Annotated in this window: 15 protein-coding genes, 1 tRNA gene and 3 rRNA genes; 13 read left to right on the forward strand and 6 right to left on the reverse strand. The window is 42.5% G+C overall.

Annotated features, from left to right (window positions below; all coding sequences use genetic code 11):
- The 4 genes from L4D20_RS18910 to rrf (L4D20_RS18925) form a co-directional block, all read left to right on the forward strand.
- Nucleotides 1-111: ribosomal RNA gene (locus L4D20_RS18910) — 23S ribosomal RNA — on the forward strand; the annotation flags it as partial.
- A 97-nt stretch (nt 112-208) separates the two neighbouring features.
- A 5S ribosomal RNA gene (gene rrf, locus L4D20_RS18915) occupies nt 209-324 on the forward strand.
- Nucleotides 325-413: 89 nt separating this feature from the next.
- Nucleotides 414-490 (forward strand) — tRNA-Thr (locus tag L4D20_RS18920).
- Between the two features lie 38 nt (nt 491-528).
- A 5S ribosomal RNA gene (gene rrf, locus L4D20_RS18925) occupies nt 529-644 on the forward strand.
- A 118-nt stretch (nt 645-762) separates the two neighbouring features.
- On the opposite strand, the gene L4D20_RS18930 is transcribed toward rrf (L4D20_RS18925), so the two are convergent.
- From L4D20_RS18930 to leuA, 5 genes are all read right to left on the reverse strand, one after another.
- A complete protein-coding gene (locus L4D20_RS18930) occupies nt 763-1,542 on the reverse strand; it encodes a DUF547 domain-containing protein (protein ID WP_428803151.1) in 780 nt (259 codons plus the stop codon).
- A gap of 144 nt (nt 1,543-1,686) precedes the next feature.
- Nucleotides 1,687-2,289 carry a 3-isopropylmalate dehydratase small subunit gene (leuD, locus tag L4D20_RS18935; protein WP_428803152.1) on the reverse strand — a complete coding sequence of 201 codons (603 nt, stop codon included), beginning with the start codon at nt 2,287-2,289 and terminating at the stop codon, nt 1,687-1,689.
- 12 nt (nt 2,290-2,301) lie between these two features.
- Complete coding sequence (gene leuC, locus L4D20_RS18940) at nt 2,302-3,699, reverse strand: 3-isopropylmalate dehydratase large subunit (RefSeq protein WP_428803153.1); 1,398 nt, start codon at nt 3,697-3,699, stop codon at nt 2,302-2,304.
- An 87-nt stretch (nt 3,700-3,786) separates the two neighbouring features.
- Nucleotides 3,787-4,878 (reverse strand): 3-isopropylmalate dehydrogenase, encoded by a 1,092-nt coding sequence (gene leuB / locus L4D20_RS18945; RefSeq protein ID WP_428803154.1) that lies wholly within the window; start codon nt 4,876-4,878, stop codon nt 3,787-3,789.
- Between the two features lie 76 nt (nt 4,879-4,954).
- A complete protein-coding gene (gene leuA, locus L4D20_RS18950) occupies nt 4,955-6,502 on the reverse strand; it encodes a 2-isopropylmalate synthase (RefSeq protein ID WP_428803155.1) in 1,548 nt (515 codons plus the stop codon).
- 433 nt (nt 6,503-6,935) lie between these two features.
- Between leuA and L4D20_RS18955 the strand changes: the two genes are divergently transcribed.
- From L4D20_RS18955 to ilvN, 9 genes are all read left to right on the forward strand, one after another.
- Nucleotides 6,936-7,598, forward strand: coding sequence for a TetR/AcrR family transcriptional regulator (locus L4D20_RS18955; protein WP_428803156.1), 663 nt, complete (start codon nt 6,936-6,938; stop codon nt 7,596-7,598).
- Between the two features lie 10 nt (nt 7,599-7,608).
- A complete protein-coding gene (locus L4D20_RS18960) occupies nt 7,609-8,931 on the forward strand; it encodes an efflux RND transporter periplasmic adaptor subunit (protein WP_428803157.1) in 1,323 nt (440 codons plus the stop codon).
- Entirely contained in the window at nt 8,928-12,035 is a 3,108-nt protein-coding gene (locus L4D20_RS18965; RefSeq protein ID WP_428803158.1) for an efflux RND transporter permease subunit, read from the forward strand. Before L4D20_RS18960 ends, L4D20_RS18965 begins: the two co-directional genes overlap by 4 nt.
- 199 nt (nt 12,036-12,234) lie before the next feature.
- Nucleotides 12,235-12,762, forward strand: a complete 528-nt coding sequence (locus tag L4D20_RS18970; protein ID WP_428803310.1) for a phosphatase PAP2 family protein — start codon at nt 12,235-12,237, stop codon at nt 12,760-12,762.
- A gap of 3 nt (nt 12,763-12,765) precedes the next feature.
- Complete coding sequence (locus tag L4D20_RS18975; RefSeq protein ID WP_428803159.1) at nt 12,766-13,812, forward strand: MJ1255/VC2487 family glycosyltransferase; 1,047 nt, start codon at nt 12,766-12,768, stop codon at nt 13,810-13,812.
- Between the two features lie 354 nt (nt 13,813-14,166).
- Complete coding sequence (gene leuO, locus L4D20_RS18980) at nt 14,167-15,126, forward strand: transcriptional regulator LeuO (RefSeq protein WP_428803160.1); 960 nt, start codon at nt 14,167-14,169, stop codon at nt 15,124-15,126.
- A gap of 202 nt (nt 15,127-15,328) precedes the next feature.
- Nucleotides 15,329-17,137, forward strand: coding sequence for an AMP-dependent synthetase/ligase (locus L4D20_RS18985; protein ID WP_428803161.1), 1,809 nt, complete (start codon nt 15,329-15,331; stop codon nt 17,135-17,137).
- A 424-nt stretch (nt 17,138-17,561) separates the two neighbouring features.
- Entirely contained in the window at nt 17,562-19,283 is a 1,722-nt protein-coding gene (locus L4D20_RS18990) for an acetolactate synthase 3 large subunit (RefSeq protein ID WP_428803162.1), read from the forward strand.
- 1 nt (nt 19,284) lies between these two features.
- A complete protein-coding gene (gene ilvN / locus L4D20_RS18995) occupies nt 19,285-19,779 on the forward strand; it encodes an acetolactate synthase small subunit (protein WP_428803163.1) in 495 nt (164 codons plus the stop codon).
- Nucleotides 19,780-19,855: 76 nt separating this feature from the next.
- Here ilvN and serA read toward each other — a convergent pair whose 3' ends face one another.
- Nucleotides 19,856-21,085 carry a phosphoglycerate dehydrogenase gene (gene serA / locus L4D20_RS19000; RefSeq protein WP_428803164.1) on the reverse strand — a complete coding sequence of 410 codons (1,230 nt, stop codon included), beginning with the start codon at nt 21,083-21,085 and terminating at the stop codon, nt 19,856-19,858.
- Between the last annotated feature and the right edge of the window lie 167 nt (nt 21,086-21,252).

Raw genomic sequence — 21,252 nt, forward strand, 5'->3', positions numbered from 1 at the left:
CCTTTAAGTGCCCTTAAGGGTTGTTCAAGACTAGAACGTTGATAGGCAGGGTGTGTAAGTGCTGTGAGGCATTGAGCTAACCTGTACTAATTGCCCGTGAGGCTTAACCATACAACACCCAAGGGGTTTTGATTGGACTCAAAGCAAGAACATATTTGAATGTGTAGACAGAACTTTTATTAATCAGTTTTCCGAATTTTAGAATTTGCTTGGCGACCATAGCGTTGCGGACCCACCTGATTCCATGCCGAACTCAGAAGTGAAACGCAGTAGCGCCGATGGTAGTGTGGGGTTTCCCCATGTGAGAGTAGGACATCGCCAGGCTTTAAATTTATCTTTTCCTTTTTAAGGCAAAGAGAAAATAGCCCGTAATTGTAACGGGCTTTTTTAGTCCATTAGACTAAAAGCAGCATGCTGATATAGCTCAGCCCGGTAGAGCGCACCCTTGGTAAGGGTGAGGTCCCCAGTTCGAGTCTGGGTATCAGCACCAGTTTAACACTAGCGTTTAATACGATAGTTAGAGATTTGTTTGACGACCATAGCATTGTGGACCCACCTGATTCCATGCCGAACTCAGAAGTGAAACACAATAGCGCCGATGGTAGTGTGGGGTTTCCCCATGTGAGAGTAGGACATCGTCAGGCTTTAATTATACCTCCACCGAATTGGTGTCGAGATGAAAGTCATAAACCTCAGCAGAAATGCTGAGGTTTTTTGCTTTCTAACGTCTAATTAATATGGTTATTTTCCGTTGTTCCTAAATTACTTCCCATTAAGGGCCCAATCATAATCATAGCTAACCTTGCCACGAAACTGAGATAGCTCAGGGCGGTATTGAGCTAAATGAATAAACAGCTCTTCTTTGGAACCAAAGTCATCTGAAAACCAGTCATAGATAGAAGATAGCTGAAGCCTACCTTCTGACAACTCTGCACCTTTATCGCTGTTTATGAACTCATCAGCCGCTTTTTCTAACAACGTTTCACTCGTGGTAGCGGTAAATACACTCGGTTGAAGGTTCGGGCAACCTAAACTGGCACAATTTAACGCGTAGTGAGTGCGTGGATCATTCCATATAGGCCTTAGGATTCTGTGTTCGATATCATTTAGAGTCAGTTTCTTATCATTAACAGTAATTATCGCCTTTCCCCATGGCCCAAAGCTAAAAAAACCTCCCAGTTTAGTTATAGATTTAGTTGGGTAATTATCCAAAATTAGGTTCACTGTTAGTGCGTTATAGAAGTTCACCCAATATGAATATTGTTCTTTTTTTGAGTAATCTTGAGGCTTTAATGAAGCAAGTGTATTTATATACGATTCCAATTTGATTTTGTCTTTCTTACTCACGTCACTATAACGAAATAGGGTGTGTTGATTCTTGGTGATCAGGTATTTGTTTAGCAACAACTGCCAATCATCGTGGGAGATGGTATCCGTTGCTTGCTCATTGCTTTTGTCCCAGTAGGACCATAACTCAGCTTTAGGTGCAGCCCATGTGGAAAAGGAGAGAGTGAGTAGAAGAAGTGTGAATATCTTTTTCATTGGTTAAATCCATTTTGATTTTGTAAGTAGACCTCTGTGTCGTTATTTTTCTTTCATATGGTGGCTTGAATAAAGTAATAGGTATAAAAAAGGCTGGTATCGATACCAGCCTTTCGTGATTAATTTCAGATTAGTAACTACTCGTTACTTTAAGAAGCTTGGGATATTCGCTTCATAGGCTGATATCTTCTCTTCATGCTGAAGAGTTAAGCCAATATTGTCTAAGCCATTAAGTAGGCAGTGACGGCGGAATTCATCGATTTTAAATCCGTACTCTTTTCCGTTTGCACGAACCTTCATTGCTTCTAGATCGACTTCAACTTGGGCACCTTCGTTGGCCTCAACAAATTGGAATATTTCATCCACTTCTTGCTCGGTAAGGCGAACAGGTACCATTTGGTTGTTGATTGAGTTTCCGTAAAAAATATCGGCAAAACTCGGAGCAATCATTGCTTTAATACCATAATCAGCCAATGCCCATGGTGCATGCTCACGAGATGAACCACAGCCGAAGTTTTCTCGCGCCAATAACACTGAAGCGCCTTTATAGCGTGGAGCATTCATTACAAATTCTGGGTTTGGTTGCTCACCCGCATCATCAAGAAAGCGCCAATCGTGGAAAAGGTTTTTTCCAAACCCTAAACGAGAAACTCGTTGTAAAAACTGTTTTGGAATAATTGCATCGGTATCGATGTTCGCCGTATCTAGAGGAACGACTAAACCTGTATGTTGTTTAAAACCTGACATAAAACTCGCCTCCTAAAGTTCGCGAATATCAATAAAGTGACCAGCGACAGCCGCAGCTGCTGCCATTGCAGGGCTAACTAGGTGAGTACGACCATCACGACCTTGTCGTCCTTCGAAATTACGGTTTGAAGTTGATGCGCAGCGTTCGTGTGGACCCAATCGGTCATTGTTCATAGCAAGACACATAGAGCAGCCAGGCAAGCGCCATTCAAAGCCTGCTTCAATGAAAATTTTATCTAACCCTTCTGCTTCTGCTTGTGCTTTTACCTGCTCAGAGCCTGGTACTATCAGAGCTTGAACGTGTGAAGCAACTTTGCGGCCTTTAGCAACTTCCGCAGCAGCTCGCATGTCTTCGATACGAGAGTTAGTACATGAACCTACGAATACTTTATCTACATTGTAATCAGATAGAGCCTTACCCGCTTCTAGTCCCATGTAAGCAAGAGCTTTTTCTGCTGATGCTTTTTCTACAGGGTCTGAAAAGCTTTCTGGTGACGGGATAGGCGTATCAACTGAGATTACTTGACCAGGGTTAGTTCCCCAAGTTACTTGCGGTTTGATAGCCGCTGCGTCTAGCGTAACTATGGCATCAAACTGAGCATCAGCATCAGTCGTTAATGTTTTCCAGTATTCTACAGCAGCATCAAAGTCAGCACCTTGTGGCGAGAACTTACGGCCCTTAATATATTCAAATGTCGTTTCATCCGGAGCGATAAGACCTGCTTTAGCACCTAATTCAATGGCCATGTTACACACGGTCATACGACCTTCCATAGAAAGGTCAGTGATCGCTTCGCCGCAGAACTCAACAACGTAGCCCGTACCGCCAGCAGCCGTTGTTTTACCAATAATGGCAAGCACGATATCTTTTGCTGTAATGCCAGGTGCTACTTTGCCTTTAACTTCGATTTTCATCGTTTTAGCACGAGCTTGCTTAAGGGTTTGAGTTGCTAGTACGTGCTCAACTTCAGAGGTTCCAATACCAAATGCCAATGAACCAAATGCACCATGAGTCGCTGTATGGGAATCACCACATACAATTGTCATACCCGGTAGGGTAATGCCTAGCTCCGGACCCATGACATGCACAATACCTTGGTATTTGTGGTTTAAATCGTAAAGGGTAACGCCAAACTCTTTACAGTTTTTTGATAGCGTTTCCATTTGGATTTGCGCCATCTTGCCAGAAGCGGTGATGTCTTTGGTTGTGGTCGATACGTTGTGATCCATTGTCGCGAACGTTTTGCTCACTTGGCGTACTTTACGCCCTTTTTCACGCAGGCCATCAAACGCTTGCGGTGAAGTCACTTCGTGAACTAAGTGGCGATCAATATAAAGAATTGGGTTTTCACCTTCTGCTGCGACAGCAACATGGGCATCGTAGACTTTTTCATATAGTGTTTTAGACATTGCTTTCTTTCCTTGTCGTCTTTTTACCAATGACCTAGAGGTACGATCATTGGTTTTATTGTTCATAATTGACGACTGTAATTTTTATTATGAATTTAAAATGTATTCAGCGATTTTGTCGCCCATTTCTGATGTTGTTAGTGCAGGATTATTACCCGCAAGATCTGCAGTTAGTTCACCGGCTGACAGTGCTTTAGATACTGCATTTTCAATATCTTGAGCTGCTGTTTCTTCGTTAAGGCTATAACGAAGCATCAATGCTGCTGAGAGGATTTGAGCAACTGGGTTAGCAATGTTCTTACCTGCTATATCAGGAGCACTACCGCCTGCTGGTTCGTATAGTCCGAACTGACTTTCGTTAAGGCTTGCTGAAGGAAGCATTCCCATAGAGCCTGTGATCATTGCACACTCATCAGAAATGATGTCACCGAAGATGTTTGAACAAAGCATGACATCAAATTGAGAAGGGTCTTTGATCAGTTGCATTGTCGCGTTATCGATGTAGATATGAGAAAGCTCAACATCAGGGTAGTCTTTTGCAATTTCTTCAACTACTTCACGCCACAAAATAGAGCTCTGAAGTACGTTCGCTTTGTCGACTGAACAGACTTTTTTGTCGCGTAGACGAGCTGATTCAAATGCAATCTTTGCAATGCGTTCAATTTCAAAACGATGATAAATCTCGGTATCAAATGCTTTTTCATTTGGACCTTCGCCTTCACGTCCTTTAGGCTGACCGAAGTAGATACCGCCTGTTAGTTCGCGAACAACCACAATGTCAAAACCGTTCCCTGAAATGTCGGCACGAAGCGGAGAGAATGCTTCAAGACCTGCGTGAATTTGCGCTGGACGTAAATTGCAAAACAGTTGGAAATGCTTACGAAGTGGAAGAAGTGCGCCACGCTCTGGCTGATCATTTGGCGGAAGGTGTTCCCACTTAGGACCGCCTACTGATCCGAAAAGAACTGCGTCTGATTCTTCACAACCCTTAACCGTGCTTTCTGGTAGTGGACAGCCGTGGTTATCAATCGCAATACCACCGACATCGTGCTCTTCACGAGAGAAACCAATCGCATGCTTCTTCTCTATTGCATCAAGAACTTTATGTGCTTGTTGCATTACTTCTGGGCCAATACCATCGCCTGGTAAAATAGCGATTTTGTAAGTTTTGTCTGTCATGTTAATCCTTTAAATATTGATTGTTGTTTCTAGCCTTTGAAGGATCTCTTCACTAGGCTAGAACGCATTTATTCTGTTAAACCGTCGCGATTTTCTTCTGCTTTATTTCAGCGATTTCGTCAGCACGATGGATGCTATTGATAACGTGTAATAGCGCTTGGCCCGAGGCTTCTACAATATCGGTTGAGATACCGGTACCGTGGTACTTGCGACCTTTATAGTTGGCGATGATATCTGCTTGCCCTAGGCCGTCCTCACCTTCACCTTTGGCGGTAAGATCAAACTTGTCTAGAACAATATCATAACCAGTAACACGATAGATACATTGGTAAAGCGCGTCTACTGGGCCATTACCTACAGCTGCTTCAGCCGTCTCTTCCTCACCGCATAACATCTTGATGCTGGTTGTTGCCATTACGCTACCTGATTGAACGCTTAGGTAGTTTAGCTTGAAGTAGTCATCTTCTTCACGAAGGTTTGAGAAGTGGACTAGTGCTTCCAAATCGTAATCAAACACTTGTCCTTTGCGGTCGGCTAACTTCAAGAAATCGTCGTACAAAGCATCCAAGTTATACTCTTCATCTTTGTAGCCCATGGAGTCCATATGGTTTTTCACAGCCGCGCGGCCGCTTCGACTTGTTAGATTAAGTGCTTTATTTTTTAGACCGATTGACTCAGGTGTCATGATCTCATAAGTGTTCTTATTCTTAATCATGCCATCTTGGTGAATACCTGAAGAGTGGCTAAACGCATTCGAACCGACAATCGCTTTATTGTCTTGAATTGGCATATTACACAGTTGGCTTACCAATTTACTCGTACGATGAATCTCATCGTGTTTTAGTCCTGTATGTACACCTAGTAACTCTTCGCGAGTCTTGATGATCATCGCTATCTCTTCAAGTGAACAGTTTCCAGCACGTTCGCCTATACCGTTAATCGTTCCCTCAACTTGACGAGCACCAGCTTGAACAGCGGCAATAGAGTTAGCAACCGACATACCTAAGTCATCGTGACAGTGAACTGAAATAATGGCTTTATCGATGTTTGGTACGCGATTGAAAAGTGTTTGTATAATGCCACCAAACTCATTTGGTACTGTATAGCCAACTGTGTCTGGAATATTGATGGTATTGGCACCTGCATTAATAGCAGCTTCAACCATACGACAAAGATCGTCGATTGGAGTACGTCCGGCATCTTCACACGAGAACTCTACGTCATCGGTATATTTACGTGCATGTTTAACTGCTCTAACACCCATCTCAACCACATCATCATAACTACGGCGAAGTTTGTCCTGAACATGAATAGTGGACGTTGAAATAAAGGTATGAATGCGGAAAGCCTCGGCGACTTTTAACGCTTCAGCTGCGGCATCAATATCTTTAGGGACAGCACGGGAAAGGCCACAGATACGGCTGTTTTTGATGTTACGAGCGATCGTTTGAACCGACTCAAAATCACCAGGTGAAGAAACAGGAAAACCGGCCTCAATCACATCAACACCCAGACGTTCGAGCGCGTAGGCAATTTGCAGCTTCTCTTTAACTGTTAAGCTTGCTGATAACGCTTGCTCACCATCACGTAGCGTGGTGTCGAATATAATGACCTGATCTTTCATGTTTGCTTCCTTAGTGACTAGACGTCTTTTGCGTCAGTTAATCGTTTACTTCCGGTCGATAATTACAAAAAAACCCGCATCTCAGTGCGGGTTTTTGGAATTCTTGTGTGGCTATTTTTCTTCCATGACCTACCCGCGCGATTTGTTCACGATAAGGAGGAGGTTGAGCAGGATAGAAAAATTCTTTGTCATTGTTAACGACTTCCTATTAGGAGTTAAAGAAACCACAAAATTAAGTTAACAAATTAGTACCGCACTCGCGTTGTAACGTCAACCATTAAGTTGTTTTTTTATGCATATCGGATCAGTTCATGCATTATTTACTCTTTAAACCATAAATTAATCGAATGATGAATTAGTGATTAATTATTGCACTGTCGATTGCTATGTAATCCATCTATAATTAATCGTTCGATTAATATATGGAATTCTAATGACTGGCGCATCGATAAAAAACAGTGAATCTCGAAAAGCGGGGCGGCCGCGTGATAAGACAGAATCGAGAGCTTTACTCTTAACTCATGCTAGAGAGCTGTTCACATTAAAACCTTATGACAAGGTGTCGACACGTAGTATCGCTGAAAATGCAGGGGTTAACATTGCGATGATCCGTTATTACTTCGGCAATAAAGAGGGTCTATTTGAAGCGATGTTGCGAGATTCTTTATCGCCGATGAAGCAACAAATGGCGCTGTTAATAAAAGACAGCTCTCATCAAAATTTGGTTGAACTGATGAGGACCTATTATCAAGCCATGATTAAGATTCCAGAGATGCCCCGTTTAATCATGAACACTATGAACATGCCATCTGGTGATAAGCAGAGACAGTTGGTTGAGAAAGTTTTTTTAGATATGACTCGCCCAATGCAGGAGATTATTTTTGACAAGCTGTTATCGAGTGGAGTCATACGTTCGGATATGGACGCTAAATTATGCCGAATATCCTATATAAGTTTGATGGTTTTCCCGTTTATCGCTCCCCCTGCCATGCTCAAGCTTCATGGTGTTGAGCTTAATGAAGAGTTTCTAGCTAAGTTGTTTGATCACAATATTAAACTCATGACTCAGGGTTTTTTGACCCCGAATTCTCTATAAGGATATTGGCATGACCATTAATCGTAAATTTTTGTTTTTCCCTGCTGTCATGATTGGTGTGGTGATCTTAGTCTTAGCCGTAAAGATGAAGCCCTCTTTACCTGTTAAGCCTGCATTGGATCGAGCAAGGCTAGTGGAAACTGTGCCTATGACACTTAAGTCCATTGCACCACTTGCTATAGGCTTTGGCAAAGTGGCACCGAAAGTTGAATGGAAAGCGATTGCCGAAGTGACTGGCAAAGTCGTTTATCGTCACCCAAAACTGCAAAAAGGTCAGGTGTTGGTCGCAGGTACCGAAGTCCTGCGGATTGATCCTTTGGATTATGAGTTAAAGCTTGTTCAAGCTCAGGCCGATTTTAAATCTAGCCAAACATCACTGGCGAAACTGAACCTTGATGAGACAAACCTAAAACATACGTTAGACATTGAAAAGAATCGCTTAAAGATTGCGAATACAGAATTACAGAGAAAATTGGATCTGCGTAAGAAAGGCTTAACATCGCAGTCAGATGTTGATCAGCAGCAGCAAAGTAATTTGTCTCAACAAAAATTGGTGCTTGATATAGAGCATCAATTTGCACTCATGCCCGATGAAAGGCAGGTAGCCGAGGCTGTAGTCAATGTGAACGAAGCTAAGGTTCAAGAAGCGCAGCGATTACTGACCAAAACGTCCATTGTATTGCCACGGGATTTGCGCATTTCTGAAGTTGACATTGAACAAAACCAAGTGGTGAATCTACAACAAACGATGATCATTGCTCATGGTATTAGTGTCATGGAAGTCGAAGCGCAACTTTCCATTCATGACATGCAGACATTAGTGTCGAGCCTTGGCGACTTTGGTCGAGATGAATCTGGCATCCCGCAAGTCGATATGACGTTTATCCAAGCATCAATCGAACTCAGTAGCGGTAGCATGGCGGCGACTTGGCCTGCAAAAGTGGCAAGAATCAGTGAAACGGTTGATCTTAACCAAGCGACAGCTGGCGTGATCTTAGAGATCTCTCAGGATTATAAAGATCTTACCCCTGACTCTGTTCCCCCTTTGGTTAACGGTATGTTTGTTAAAGCGTCGATAGAAGGTCAAGCTAATCCAAGTTGGGTGATTCCCGAGAGAGCATTGCATGGCGATCGAATTTACTTAAAAGACGAACAAGAGCGATTGGTAATTAAAACGGTCGAAGTACTCTATAGGCGCGATAATCACGTCGTTATTGATGGTGATATCGAGCAAGGGCAGCGATTAATATTAAATGACCTGTTACCAGCGATTGAAGGAATGTTGCTTAAAGAGCCAGTACAAGTTCAAGTGAATGAGGAGTCAGCGATATGATCCGTTTTTTCTCTCGACATCCAACGGCTGCCAACTTGTTGATGCTCGCGCTACTTATTCTAGGGATATCCACTTTAACGACGATTAAGCGCGAAACCTTTCCTGAATTTACTCCGCCTTACATTATGGCCGCGGTGGTTTACCCAGGAGCGTCGCCTCAAGAAGTTGAAGAAAGTATCTGTGTACGAATGGAAGATGCGGTTGATGGTCTAGCCAATATTGAAGAGACACGCTGTGAAGCGATAGAGGGATCTGCAAGGTTAACGCTTAAGCTTAATAGCAAAGCGGATATTAGTCGTATGCTGGTGGATGTACAGACTCAAATTAATGCGATTAATGACTTCCCAACAGAGATTGAATCTCCAATGGTTCAAGAGTTGGATTGGAATGAACCAGTAGTGGATGTTGCGGTGTCAGCTAATACTACTTGGCCAGAGCTAAAAGCTTACGCAGAAAAATTAAAGCGAATTCTTAAGCTTGATTATGATGTGTCCTTAGTGGAAGTCAGTGGATTTTCAGACCATCAATTGCGAGTTGAATTGGACCTTCAAGCTGTAAGGCAACTTGGTATCAGTGTTGGGGATATTGCAGAACAAATTAAACGTCAGAATGTAAAACTACCCAGCGGCAATATTGAAACGACAGATAAAAACTTTCTGATTCGATTTGATGAAAGACGCGTTACGCCTTTTGAACTGGAAAGTATTGTCGTGGGCTCTGGGCCTAACGGTTCTTTGATCCGCTTGAGAGATATTGCAACAATCAGTGATCGCTTCGAACTCGATGAACAGAAAGTATATTTTAATGGCCACCCATCTGCTTTACTCAAAGTGAGTAAAAATAAAGAAGATGATGCACTTAGGATCAAAGAGAAAGTAACGGAGTTTGTGGCTGCCCAGCAATTAATCGCCCCAGATGGTGTCACGCTTGAATTGACCAACGACCTCTCTTCAGTACTGTGGGATCGCCTCACGATGATGCTTAAAAATGGGTGGCAGGGAATCATATTAGTATTTGCAACCATGTGGCTTTTCTTTAGTTTTCGTTACTCTTTTTGGGTTGCGGCTGGGTTACCTGTGGCATTCCTCGGTGGGATGTTCTTGATGGCGAATCTAGGGCTATCCATCAATATCATGTCGTTAGTAGGCCTCTTAATGGCGATTGGTATCATGATGGATGATGCTATCGTCATTGCTGAATCGATCGCCTCGCATTTAGATAAAGGACAGAGTATCGATGACGCGGTGATTAATGGCGTGAAGAAAGTCTTTCCTGGCGTACTGTCTTCTTTCTTAACTACGATTTGTATATTCGGTAGCTTGCTCTTCCTTGACGGTGAGATGGGAGCGGTATTAAAAGCAGTGCCGCAAGTGTTGATTTTGGTTTTAGTGCTGAGTTTGGTGGAAGCGTTTCTTATTCTTCCTAATCACTTATCGCATTCACTTCATAGCCAGAAGAAAGAGCGTGAACCCGTTAAATTCAAAAAAGTTGTTCTAGAGAAATTTGAACAGTTCCGTAATAAGCAATTAGTGGCAGCTGTAACTAAGGTGGTTGAGTATCGCTATGCTTTCTTAGGTGGTGTTGCTGCACTAATGCTGATCTCTGTGGCAACGATTGTGGGTGGATTACTTAAATTTCAGCCTTTCCCTGACTTAGATGGTGATATAGCTGAAGTGAGGATCATACTTCCTCCCGGTGCTTCACTGTCGCAAACTGAGCGTGTAGTAGAACGAGTCGTGTCTTCAGCTAAGAAGCTAAACCTTGAGTGGAGTGAAGAGGTCGAGAACGGTCGTACATTGATTCAGCATGTGACGACACAGTTTAATGTCAATGCTGATGCCAATGAGTCAGGACCACACCTAGCCACTGTTCGACTTGATCTTCTTGGTGCCGAAATACGAAACACATTAATCGATGATTTTGTTGCAGCATGGAGAGAGGATGTTGGTGAATTAGCGGATCCTATTTCATTGGTTTATAAGCAGCCAACCATGGGGCCGGGTGGACGAGCGATTGATATTCGAATTAAACATGACGATCTTGATGAGCTCAAAGCCGCATCGATTGATATCCAGCAGTACCTTAATCAGTTTGATGGTGTCTCTGGCGTATTAGATGATATGCGAATGGGTAAAGAAGAGATCTTAGTGAAGCTTCGTTCAGGCGCAGAGACTTATGGTGTCAATGGGCAGATGATTGCAGGGCAACTGCGCGCGGCATTTTTTGGTCAAACGGCGGATGAGATCCAAGTTGGGGTGGAAAATATTTCCATTGAAGTACGTTTGAATAAAACGCAAGCGGGTGATCTTCAGCAGCTGGCTAACTTTCCCATTATTCTACCAGACGGCAGTCAGGTTCCACTTGCTACTATCGCGACGCTTGATTTTCAGCGTAATTACGTCCGTATTCAACGTATTGATGGACTAAGAACAGTGAGTGTTTTTGGTGATATCGATGGCCATAAGGTCAGTTCGTCAGCCATCGTTGCACAGTTTAGAAAGGAACTCGCTCCAACGTTACTCGATAAGTATCCAGGGCTTCGTTTTGATTTTGAAGGGGAAGCGAAAGATGCAGCCAAAACGGGTGCTTCAATGGGTAAAGGATTCTTACTTGGTCTCTTTGGTGTATTCGCGATACTCAGCTATCAGTTCCGAAGCTATTTAGAACCGTTCGTGGTGATGTTAGCGATTCCATTGGCATTCATCGGTGTGGTATGGGGGCATATACTTTTAGGGCACTCACTAAGCATGCCAAGCATGATGGGTTTTGTATCTTTGGCAGGTATTGTCGTGAACGACTCAATATTATTGGTGCAGTATATTCGTCATCATGTCGATGATGGAGACGATGTTCATACATCGGTTGTTAAAGCGAGTCGAGAACGCTTTCGTGCGGTCTTTCTTACTTCAATGACCACCGCTGCAGGTCTTTTGCCACTGTTGACTGAAACCAGTCTACAAGCTCAGGTAATTCAACCGCTGGTGGTTTCAATCGTGTTTGGTATTTTTGCTTCGACATTACTGGTGCTGTTTATGATCCCCGCAGCATATGCTGTTCTTGCAGACTTTGGCTTGGTCCATAAACATGAGCCTATTGATGCCTAGTAACAGCTATGGGACTGTCTTATTTAAGAACGTCTAAATCTTAATTATAAGGGAGCAGCTGCTCCCTTTTTTGTGCCTCACATTCAAGTGAGGGTAATCTTCATCGTACCTAAAATAAAACGTCACCTACTTGTCATTTAACTCCCTTAGCTTGGTTTTTGTACATCAAACAAAGCGCGATCATCAAAAGGAGCCAATGATGCGTAGTTTAGAATCAGTAACACGACTTGATTTAGCATTTTCTTCATTCTGCTTACAACACCGGTTTTCACATCAAGTGGCGAGAGTAAGCAAAGCGATATCACACAGTGGCGATGGTCATTTGTATTTAGTGTTGGGACTGACGGCCTTTTTCTTTGATGGTCCTCAGGGAGAGTTGTTCTTTTGGAGTGTGTTAATGGCGTACGCTATTGAATTGCCAATCTACTGGTTGATGAAAAATAGCGTTAAACGTCGCAGGCCGGAAGAGCTGACTCCCTATATTGCTGCATTTATTACCCCTTCTGATCGCTACAGCTTACCTTCTGGCCATACAGCGGCAGGCTTTTTATTTGCTACCTTGATCGGTGCGTTTTATCCCACCTTACTGCCAGTGGCTTTTGTCTGGGCCTGTCTAATTGGTGCTTCAAGAGTTCTACTTGGTGTCCACTTCTTAACGGACATTGTGATAGGTGCGTTGTTAGGTATTGGCAGTGCTCGTCTTGTTCTTACATTTATAGGGATGTAAATCATGAAGATTCTTTACGGGGTTCAAGGAACGGGAAATGGTCATATTGCTCGTGCAAGAGCAATGAGCATGGCGTTGAAGGCGAGAGGAATTGAGGTGGACTATCTGTTTTCGGGTCGAGATGCCGATAAATACTTTTCTATGCAGGAATTTGGTGACTATCAAACTCGCAAGGGGTTAACTTTCGAAACTGAAAATGGTCAGGTGAGTTATTTAAAAACAGTCAAAAATAATAGCTTATCCTCGCTTTATGATGAGATAACGCAGCTAGATCTATCGAGTTATGATCTGATACTTAATGATTTTGAACCCATTACCGCGTGGGCAGCGAAACGACAGAATAAAACCTGCATCAGCATTAGTCATCAGAATGCCTTTAAGCATTCCGTACCGTTAAAAGGGGCGAATTGGGTCGATAAAAGGTTAATTCACCACCTTGCGCCTGCCGATTATTCCATTGGACTGCATTGGTATCACTTCGACCAAGATATACTTCCTCCGATAGTTCACTCGATAAAGCAGCAAATAGAGCAAGAAAACTTCATTTTGGTCTACTTACCCTTCGAAAATAGCAATGAAATTTGTAATTTATTGTTTCGTTTTTCGAGTTATCAGTTTGTGTGTTTCCACCCAAGCGTTAACAAAGTGGAAACAATTGAAAATGTCGAGCTACGTCCGTTATCACACGAAAGCTTTCAGTCACATCTACATCGTTGTAACGGTGTTATTGCAAACGGTGGTTTTGAACTTCCGTCTGAGGCACTAACTTTGGGTAAAAAGCTACTATTAAAGCCATTATCGGGGCAGTTCGAACAACAAAGTAATGTAGCGACACTGGATAGTTTAGGTTTGGCAAGCTGTATGGATTTTTTAGATGCTAGTAAAGTTCGAATTTGGTTGGATGAAAAACCTGGTGAGAAAGTGATCTACCCAGATGTCGCGCAAGCGATTGCGGAATGGGTGCACAATGGGCAATGGGAGACGCAAGATATGCTATGCCGTTCATTGTGGGAAAGGGTGGACTTCCCGAGTTATGTTTCAAATATATAACTAATATATCGATGGCTTTTTGATTGGCAGATTGAAGTATACATGGGGTAAATGTAACAGGGTGTAAGTTGGTTAATTAATAAACGGTATCAATGTTAGTTGTAAAAACCATAAATTTACATGTTTTATGGTTTTTTATATATTGGCTAAGAGTATGTTTTACATGGAGTTTTATTGATATAAGATAAAATTAACTGATTAATTGTCAATCTTGTTGCTAATCATCGATTGATTCGCAGATAGTAATTGTCAGCTAGGAAGTATCTAAGAAATAAATATTAGCAATGTCGCTTATGTATTTCCTTAAATACTAATTATAAATGTTGACGATAACGAAACAAAAGAGGCTACCCAATGTTAGAGAAAAAAGACGCGATGAGTGCTATTGCAAGCTACCGCATGGAAAGTACTTTACGTGGTGTAGATCTAAATCTACTCACAGTGTTTGATGCTGTAATGCAAGAACAGAACATTACAAGAGCAGCACATAACTTAGGTATGTCTCAACCTGCAGTGAGTAACGCAGTAGCGCGTCTTAAAGTAATGTTTAATGACGAACTATTCATGCGTCAGGGTCGTGGTATTCAACCTACTCAGCGTGCTCGTCAACTGTTTGGTCCTATTCGTCAAGCATTACAGTTAATCCGTAATGAACTGCCTAGCTCTGTTTTCTCACCAGAAACATCGACTCGTCTATTTAAACTGGCAATCTGCAGCCCTTGTGACATGCGTTTTGCTCCAAAGATCATGTCGACAGTACATGAGCAAGCGCCAAACGTTCAGCTTCACCTAGATGCGGAATTTGATCGCAAACTGGCTGAGCGTATGCGTTACCAAGAAATTGACTTCGTTATTGATTACGCACGTTTTGATGAGCAAGGTTTTTCAAGCACAGAGATCTTCCAAGATGAGTTAGTGGTTGTTGCTTCAACGTCTCACTCTCGTATTCAAGGTGAAGTTTCAGCTGACTGCTTAATGGCAGAAAAACACGCTAAATTGTCAAAAATCCATGGTCAACGCAGCTTCTCTGAGCAAGCGTACCGTGAATTAGATTGTCAGCCATACTACGAAGGAACGAGCTTAAGCAATGTTCTTTACGTTGTTGGTCAATCTGAGCTTGTAACGATTGCACCTCGTTGGATGGTAGAAAATGCAGCGAACCGCGATCAATTACAAATTCTAGATTTCCCATTTGAAAATGCGAACATCAGTGGTTTCTTAAGCTGGCATGAGTCTAGCGAGAAAGACAAAGGCCATATCTGGTTCCGCGATCAGTTAATGATGATCTGTGGCGAAGTAGTCGCACTGAACTAAACTTGAGTGATGAATTCGTTTGATACAAATTGAAACGACTTCATACAAAGTGATAACAAAACCTTGTGCTGATGATATCGGTTCAAGGTTTTTTTATACCCAATAATTGATAACTTTGAAGTTAGTCAGTTGCCTTTTTTAAACTGGAATGTACACTTGTTCGCTCAAAATAGCTTACATGTGTAAGCCAAAGGTAAGAGACATGGCCAATTTAGATTTTCACATTATTAAATGTATTCGAGAGCAAGTTGCAAAGGGCGGCGATCGCATCGCGCTTAAACATAAAGTGGGTACCGCATGGCAGGGTATTAGCTGGAAGCAATTTGGTCAGCAAGTCGATGCACTATCACTTGCACTATTGGCTCAAGGACTGAGAATTCAAGACAAGGTTGGTATATACGCCAACAACATGCCTCAATGGACGATGGCTGACTTTTCTGCGCTACAAACTCGTGCCGTATCGGTACCTATTTACCCGACTAATACTGCCGCTCAAGCGTCTTACATTATTCAAGATGCCGACGTACGCATTCTATTCGTTGGTGAGCAAGACCAGTTCGATGCCGCAATGGGCCTTTTCGATGACTGTGAACAGTTAGAGCTTGTTGTCGCGATGTCTGATGACATCAATATTGGTGATGCAGAGCATGCTATTAGTTGGCAAGATTTTCTAGCTAAAGGCAGTGATGCTGAACGTGCTCAGTTAGACCTTCGTGTCAAAGAGCTTTGTCTAGATGATTTGTTAACGCTGATTTATACCTCAGGTACTACAGGCCAACCGAAAGGCGTGATGCTTGATTACGCGAACATTGCGGCACAACTTGAAGGTCATGATGAGCGTCTGAGTTTAACGACTGACGATGTGTCACTGGCGTTCTTACCGTTATCACATGTATTTGAACGCGCATGGACTTTCTACGTTCTTTATAAAGGCGCAACCAACTGCTACTTGCAAGATACTATGCAAGTAAAAAGTGCACTTGAAGAAGTTCGCCCAACGGTTATGTGTGCGGTTCCTCGTTTCTACGAGAAGATTTTCTCTGCCATTCATGAAAAAGTGTCTAAAGCTCCATTCATTCGCAAAGTGTTATTCACTTGGGCTGTGAACATGGGTGCTAAGGTCTCTCTTTGTCATCAAGAAGGGCGTGAGCCATCGTTGATGTTGAAGAAGTCGCATCAGCTAGCAGACAAGCTTGTGTTGTCTAAGTTGCGTTCACTGCTTGGAGGCCGCATTAGCTTTATGCCATGTGGTGGCGCCAAACTAGATGAAACCATTGGTCGATTCTTCCACGCTATCGGTATCAACGTGAAGCTTGGTTACGGAATGACGGAAACAACAGCGACGGTTTCTTGTTGGGATGATAAGTGTTTCAACCCTGATTCGATTGGTATGTCTATGCCGGGCGCTCAAGTTAAAATTGGTGAAAACAATGAGATTCTAGTGCGCGGCCCTATGGTGATGCGTGGCTATTACAAAATGCCAGAAGAGACTGAGAAAACCTTTGATGAGCATGGGTTCTTGAAGACAGGCGATGCTGGTAAAATTGATGAGAACGGTAACGTCTTCATTACTGATCGTATTAAAGAGCTGATGAAAACATCGAATGGTAAATATATTGCGCCACAGATGATTGAAGGCACTATCGGTAAAGATCACTACATAGAGCAGATCGCTGTTATTGCTGATACACGTAAGTTTGTATCCGCTTTAATCGTGCCTTGTTTTGATACGCTTGAAGAGTATGCCAAAGAGCTCAATATCAAATACCACGATCGTATGGAGCTAGTTAAGCACCATAAAGTTGTTGAGATGTTTGAAAGCCGAGTTAGTGGGCTGCAAGATGAGCTGGCTAAATTTGAGCAAGTTAAGAAGTTTAAACTGTTACCAAAAGCTTTTTCAATGAACGATGGTGAGTTAACACCAACGCAAAAACTGCGTAGAAAGGTGATTAGCGATAAGTATCAAGATGAAATTGAAGAAATGTATACAGAAAAGAAGAAAGATAAGTAACTTCTTAACCAGATAAATTTCTGAGTGTTCAAAAAACCTCCATACGACAATGAGAATTGTTGATGGGGGTTTTTTATTACCTGAACGTTAGGTTGTCATTCTTTGTTAGATAATTGATAAAGAATTATTATCTTTTTTATCTGTTATAACTGTTCTTTGGGTTTGTATTTTTTGTTTTTAATAGGTTTTATATCTAATAATGAGAGGTAATTTGGTTTATTTGGTTTTTATCGATCTCTATCGCATTAGATCCTTTGCTAATAAAACGTTACAGTTGTTTAGTTTCTTGTACTTGGTGATAACAAGACAAGACATAGCCAAAAAGTATCACAACTTGGAAATAGGCTACAAATAAGCCCTAGACTATGAAAACCAGACTAATTGATTAACCAAATCAAAGTAGCAACTGGTAAGGAGAAAAAATATGGAGAAGTTATCTGGCGCGGAGATGGTGGTTCAGTCTCTGATAGAAGAAGGTGTGGAGCAGATCTTTGGTTACCCTGGAGGTTCTGTTTTAGACATTTACGATGCACTGCATGCTAAATCGGAAGAAATTAAGCACGTTCTAGTACGTCACGAACAAGCAGCAACGCATATGGCTGATGGCTATACGCGCTCAACCGGAAAACCGGGTGTTGTTTTAGTTTGTTCTGGTCCCGGCGCTACGAATACCGTTACTGGTATTGCAACAGCGTATATGGATTCAATCCCAATGATCGTTATCTCAGGTAACGTTCCACGTAATTTAATCGGTAATGATGCATTCCAAGAGTGTGACATTGTTGGTGTTTCTCGCCCAATCGTTAAGCACAGCTTCTTAGTTAAAAATACCGAAGAAATCCCTGAGGTAATGAAGCAAGCATTTTATATCTCTACAACAGGACGTCCAGGTCCGGTTGTGATTGATCTTCCAAAAGATGTGATGAGCCCGCTCAATAAACTTCCGTTTGAATACCCTAAAACAATCAACATGCGTTCATATAATCCAACGCTTACTGGCCACAAGGGTCAGATTAAGAAAGCGTTGAAGGCGTTGTTAGCGGCTAAAAAACCAGTTCTCTATGTTGGTGGCGGTGTTGTCATTTCTGAAGCGGATCAACAATTATTAAAACTGGCAGAATCTTTGAATCTTCCGGTTGTTAGTACTCTAATGGGCTTAGGTGCGTTCCCTGGTACGCATAAAAACTCGTTAGGTATGTTAGGCATGCACGGCCTGTATGAAGCCAATATGGCGATGCACAACGCTGATCTGATATTTGGTATTGGTGTTCGATTTGATGATCGTACAACTAACAACCTAGAAAAATACTGTCCAGACGCCAAGATTATGCATATCGATATTGATCCGTCTTCAATATCGAAGAACGTTAAAGTTGATTTGCCGATTGTAGGCTCTGCGGAAAAAGTGCTTGAGACGATGGTACAGCTGCTTGAAGAGCAGGGCGGTAGTAACGATTCAGAAGCTATCGACCGTTGGTGGAGTGAAATTCAAGTATGGCGTGATCGTAAATGTTTGTCTTATGAAAAACTGCCAGATCGCATTAAACCTCAGCAAGTCATTGAAATGCTACACAAACTGACTAATGGAGATGCCTATGTCGCCTCTGATGTTGGCCAGCACCAAATGTTTGCTGCGCTTTACTACCCGTTCAATAAGCCGCGTCGTTGGATTAACTCGGGTGGTTTAGGCACCATGGGTTTTGGCTTGCCTGCAGGTATGGGCGTGAAATATGCGAAACCAGATGAAGAAGTGGTTGTTGTCACGGGCGATGGCAGTATTCAAATGAATATCCAAGAGCTTTCTACGGCACTTCAATATGATATTCCAGTAAAAATAATCAACCTGAATAACCGATTCTTAGGCATGGTAAAACAGTGGCAAGACATTGTGTACGAGGGTCGTCACTCAAATTCTTACATGGACTCCGTTCCAGATTTTGCAGCTATCGCTGAAGCTTATGGTCATGTAGGTATCCGCATTACTTCTCCTGACGAATTAGAGTCTGGTATGAAGAAAGCACTCGATATGAAAGATCGTTTAGTGTTTGTCGATATTACGGTAGATGAAACAGAGCACGTATACCCAATGCAAGTTCGTGGCGAGGGTATGGATCGTATGTGGTTAAGCAAAACGGAGAGTTCATAATATGAGACATATTATTTCGGTATTAATGGAAAACCAACCTGGTGCTTTGTCTCGTGTGGTTGGTCTGTTTTCTCAGCGTGGTTACAATATTGAATCACTCACAGTAGCTCCAACAAATGATGAGACACTCTCTCGTTTAAACTTAACGACGAACTCAGACGAGATGCAGCTAGAGCAGATCCAAAAGCAGCTGCATAAGTTGATTGATGTACTTAAAGTACAAGAAGTAACGGAACTTGAGCACATTGAGCGTGAAATACTGATGGTGAAAGTGAAAGCCAGCGGTTTTGCACGTGCTGAAGTGAAGCGCACTGCAGATATCTTTCGAGGTCAAATCGTCGATGTGACCGCTTCTCAATACACGGTGCAGTTAACGGGAACCAGTGAAAAGCTGGATGCCTTTATCAAAGCATTGTCGGAAGTGACGGATGTGATTGAAGTTGCTCGAAGTGGTGTTGTTGGTATTGCTCGTGGAGAGCGATCGCTAAAAGCATAAATCAACCTAATTAAAACCGTAATAGAAAAGGCCACTTAGAGTGGCCTTTTTAGTCTGTGTCATTTGCTGTGAGCTATTAGTGCAGAATACGCGCGCGAAGTGTACCTTCGATGCCTTTAAGCTTAGCCAGAGCTTCTACAGAACGCGCAGTTTCAACATCAATAACAACATAACCAATGTCAGCCGAGGTTTGTAGATACTGGCCTGCGATGTTGATGCCTTCCGCCGCAAAGATAGTGTTGATTTGCGTTAGGATACCCGGACGGTTTTCGTGAATATGCAGTAGACGAGAACAATCACCGTGCTCTGGTAGTGATACTTCCGGAAAGTTAACACTTGATAGCGTTGAGCCATTGTCTGAGTACTTAGCCAGCTTGCCTGCTACTTCTACACCAATGTTCTCTTGTGCTTCTTGAGTAGAACCACCAACGTGTGGTGTTAAGATGACATTATCGAACTGCATCAAAGGTGATTCAAACGGGTCTGCGTTGGTTTTTGGTTCCGTTGGGAACACATCTACCGCGCCGCCAGAAAGGTGACCCGATTCTAGAGCGCCACACAATGCTGGGATATCCACTACAGTACCGCGTGCAGCATTAATGAAGATTGAACCTGGCTTCATACGAGCAAACTCTTCAGCGCCCATCATATTTTTTGTGCCGCCTGTTTCAGGAACATGCAGCGAGATAACATCACATTTGTTGAGTAGCTCACTCATGGTGCTAATTTGAGTCGCGTTACCAAGAGAGAGTTTGTTTTCGATATCGTAGAAATAGACACGCATACCTAAGTTTTCAGCAATGATACCTAGCTGAGTACCGATGTGACCGTAGCCGATGATACCTAGGCGTTTACCACGTGCCTCGTATGAGCTGTCCGCGCTTTTTTTCCATATCCCACGGTGTGCAAGTGCATTTTTCTCTGGAATGCCACGAAGTAATAATAGGATTTGTCCAAGAACAAGTTCAGCAACACTTCGAGTATTTGAAAACGGTGCGTTGAATACAGGAATACCACGTTTTGTCGCAGCTTGTAGGTCAACTTGGTTAGTACCAATACAGAAGCAGCCAATCGCAACGAGTTTTTCTGCGGCATCAATAACTTCTTGAGATAGGTTAGTACGAGAACGAATGCCAATGAAGTGTGCGTCTTTTACCGCTTCTAATAGCGCTTCTTCAGATAAAGAGCCCTTATGATATTCGATGTTGCTGTAGCCAGCGGCTTGAAGAACTTCAACAGAAGAAGGGTGAAGCCCTTCTAAAAGTAAAATTTTGATCTTGTTTTTTTCCAGTGAAACTTTGGCCATTATTCTCGTCCTTAAAATGGAAAGGTGGGCAAACGCGGCGCACATTGGTCAAAAGCAATGAAAAGGGGGAAATCATCGATTTTGTTGGAAGACAAACGTTTCCTTGTGCGTCTTCTGTTCAATAAAGTAACAAAAAATTTTGCTTTTGGGTAAGAAAATTACGGAAT

The organism is Vibrio kyushuensis (assembly GCF_050337325.1).
GTDB lineage: Bacteria > Pseudomonadota > Gammaproteobacteria > Enterobacterales > Vibrionaceae > Vibrio > Vibrio kyushuensis.

Bases quoted from the DNA above. Each gene is read 5' to 3' on its own strand.
- leuD (WP_428803152.1), bottom strand. From the start codon at position 2,289: ATGTCAGGTTTTAAACAACATACAGGTTTAGTCGTTCCTCTAGATACG.
- L4D20_RS18975 (WP_428803159.1), top strand. From the start codon at position 12,766: ATGAAGATTCTTTACGGGGTTCAAGGAACGGGAAATGGTCATATTGCT.
- L4D20_RS18955 (WP_428803156.1), top strand. From the start codon at position 6,936: ATGACTGGCGCATCGATAAAAAACAGTGAATCTCGAAAAGCGGGGCGG.
- L4D20_RS18970 (WP_428803310.1), top strand. From the start codon at position 12,235: ATGCGTAGTTTAGAATCAGTAACACGACTTGATTTAGCATTTTCTTCA.
- L4D20_RS18960 (WP_428803157.1), top strand. From the start codon at position 7,609: ATGACCATTAATCGTAAATTTTTGTTTTTCCCTGCTGTCATGATTGGT.
- ilvN (WP_428803163.1), top strand. From the start codon at position 19,285: ATGAGACATATTATTTCGGTATTAATGGAAAACCAACCTGGTGCTTTG.
- L4D20_RS18930 (WP_428803151.1), bottom strand. From the start codon at position 1,542: ATGAAAAAGATATTCACACTTCTTCTACTCACTCTCTCCTTTTCCACA.
- leuB (WP_428803154.1), bottom strand. From the start codon at position 4,878: ATGACAGACAAAACTTACAAAATCGCTATTTTACCAGGCGATGGTATT.
- L4D20_RS18965 (WP_428803158.1), top strand. From the start codon at position 8,928: ATGATCCGTTTTTTCTCTCGACATCCAACGGCTGCCAACTTGTTGATG.
- leuC (WP_428803153.1), bottom strand. From the start codon at position 3,699: ATGTCTAAAACACTATATGAAAAAGTCTACGATGCCCATGTTGCTGTC.
- leuO (WP_428803160.1), top strand. From the start codon at position 14,167: ATGTTAGAGAAAAAAGACGCGATGAGTGCTATTGCAAGCTACCGCATG.
- leuA (WP_428803155.1), bottom strand. From the start codon at position 6,502: ATGAAAGATCAGGTCATTATATTCGACACCACGCTACGTGATGGTGAG.
- L4D20_RS18985 (WP_428803161.1), top strand. From the start codon at position 15,329: ATGGCCAATTTAGATTTTCACATTATTAAATGTATTCGAGAGCAAGTT.
- serA (WP_428803164.1), bottom strand. From the start codon at position 21,085: ATGGCCAAAGTTTCACTGGAAAAAAACAAGATCAAAATTTTACTTTTA.
- L4D20_RS18990 (WP_428803162.1), top strand. From the start codon at position 17,562: ATGGAGAAGTTATCTGGCGCGGAGATGGTGGTTCAGTCTCTGATAGAA.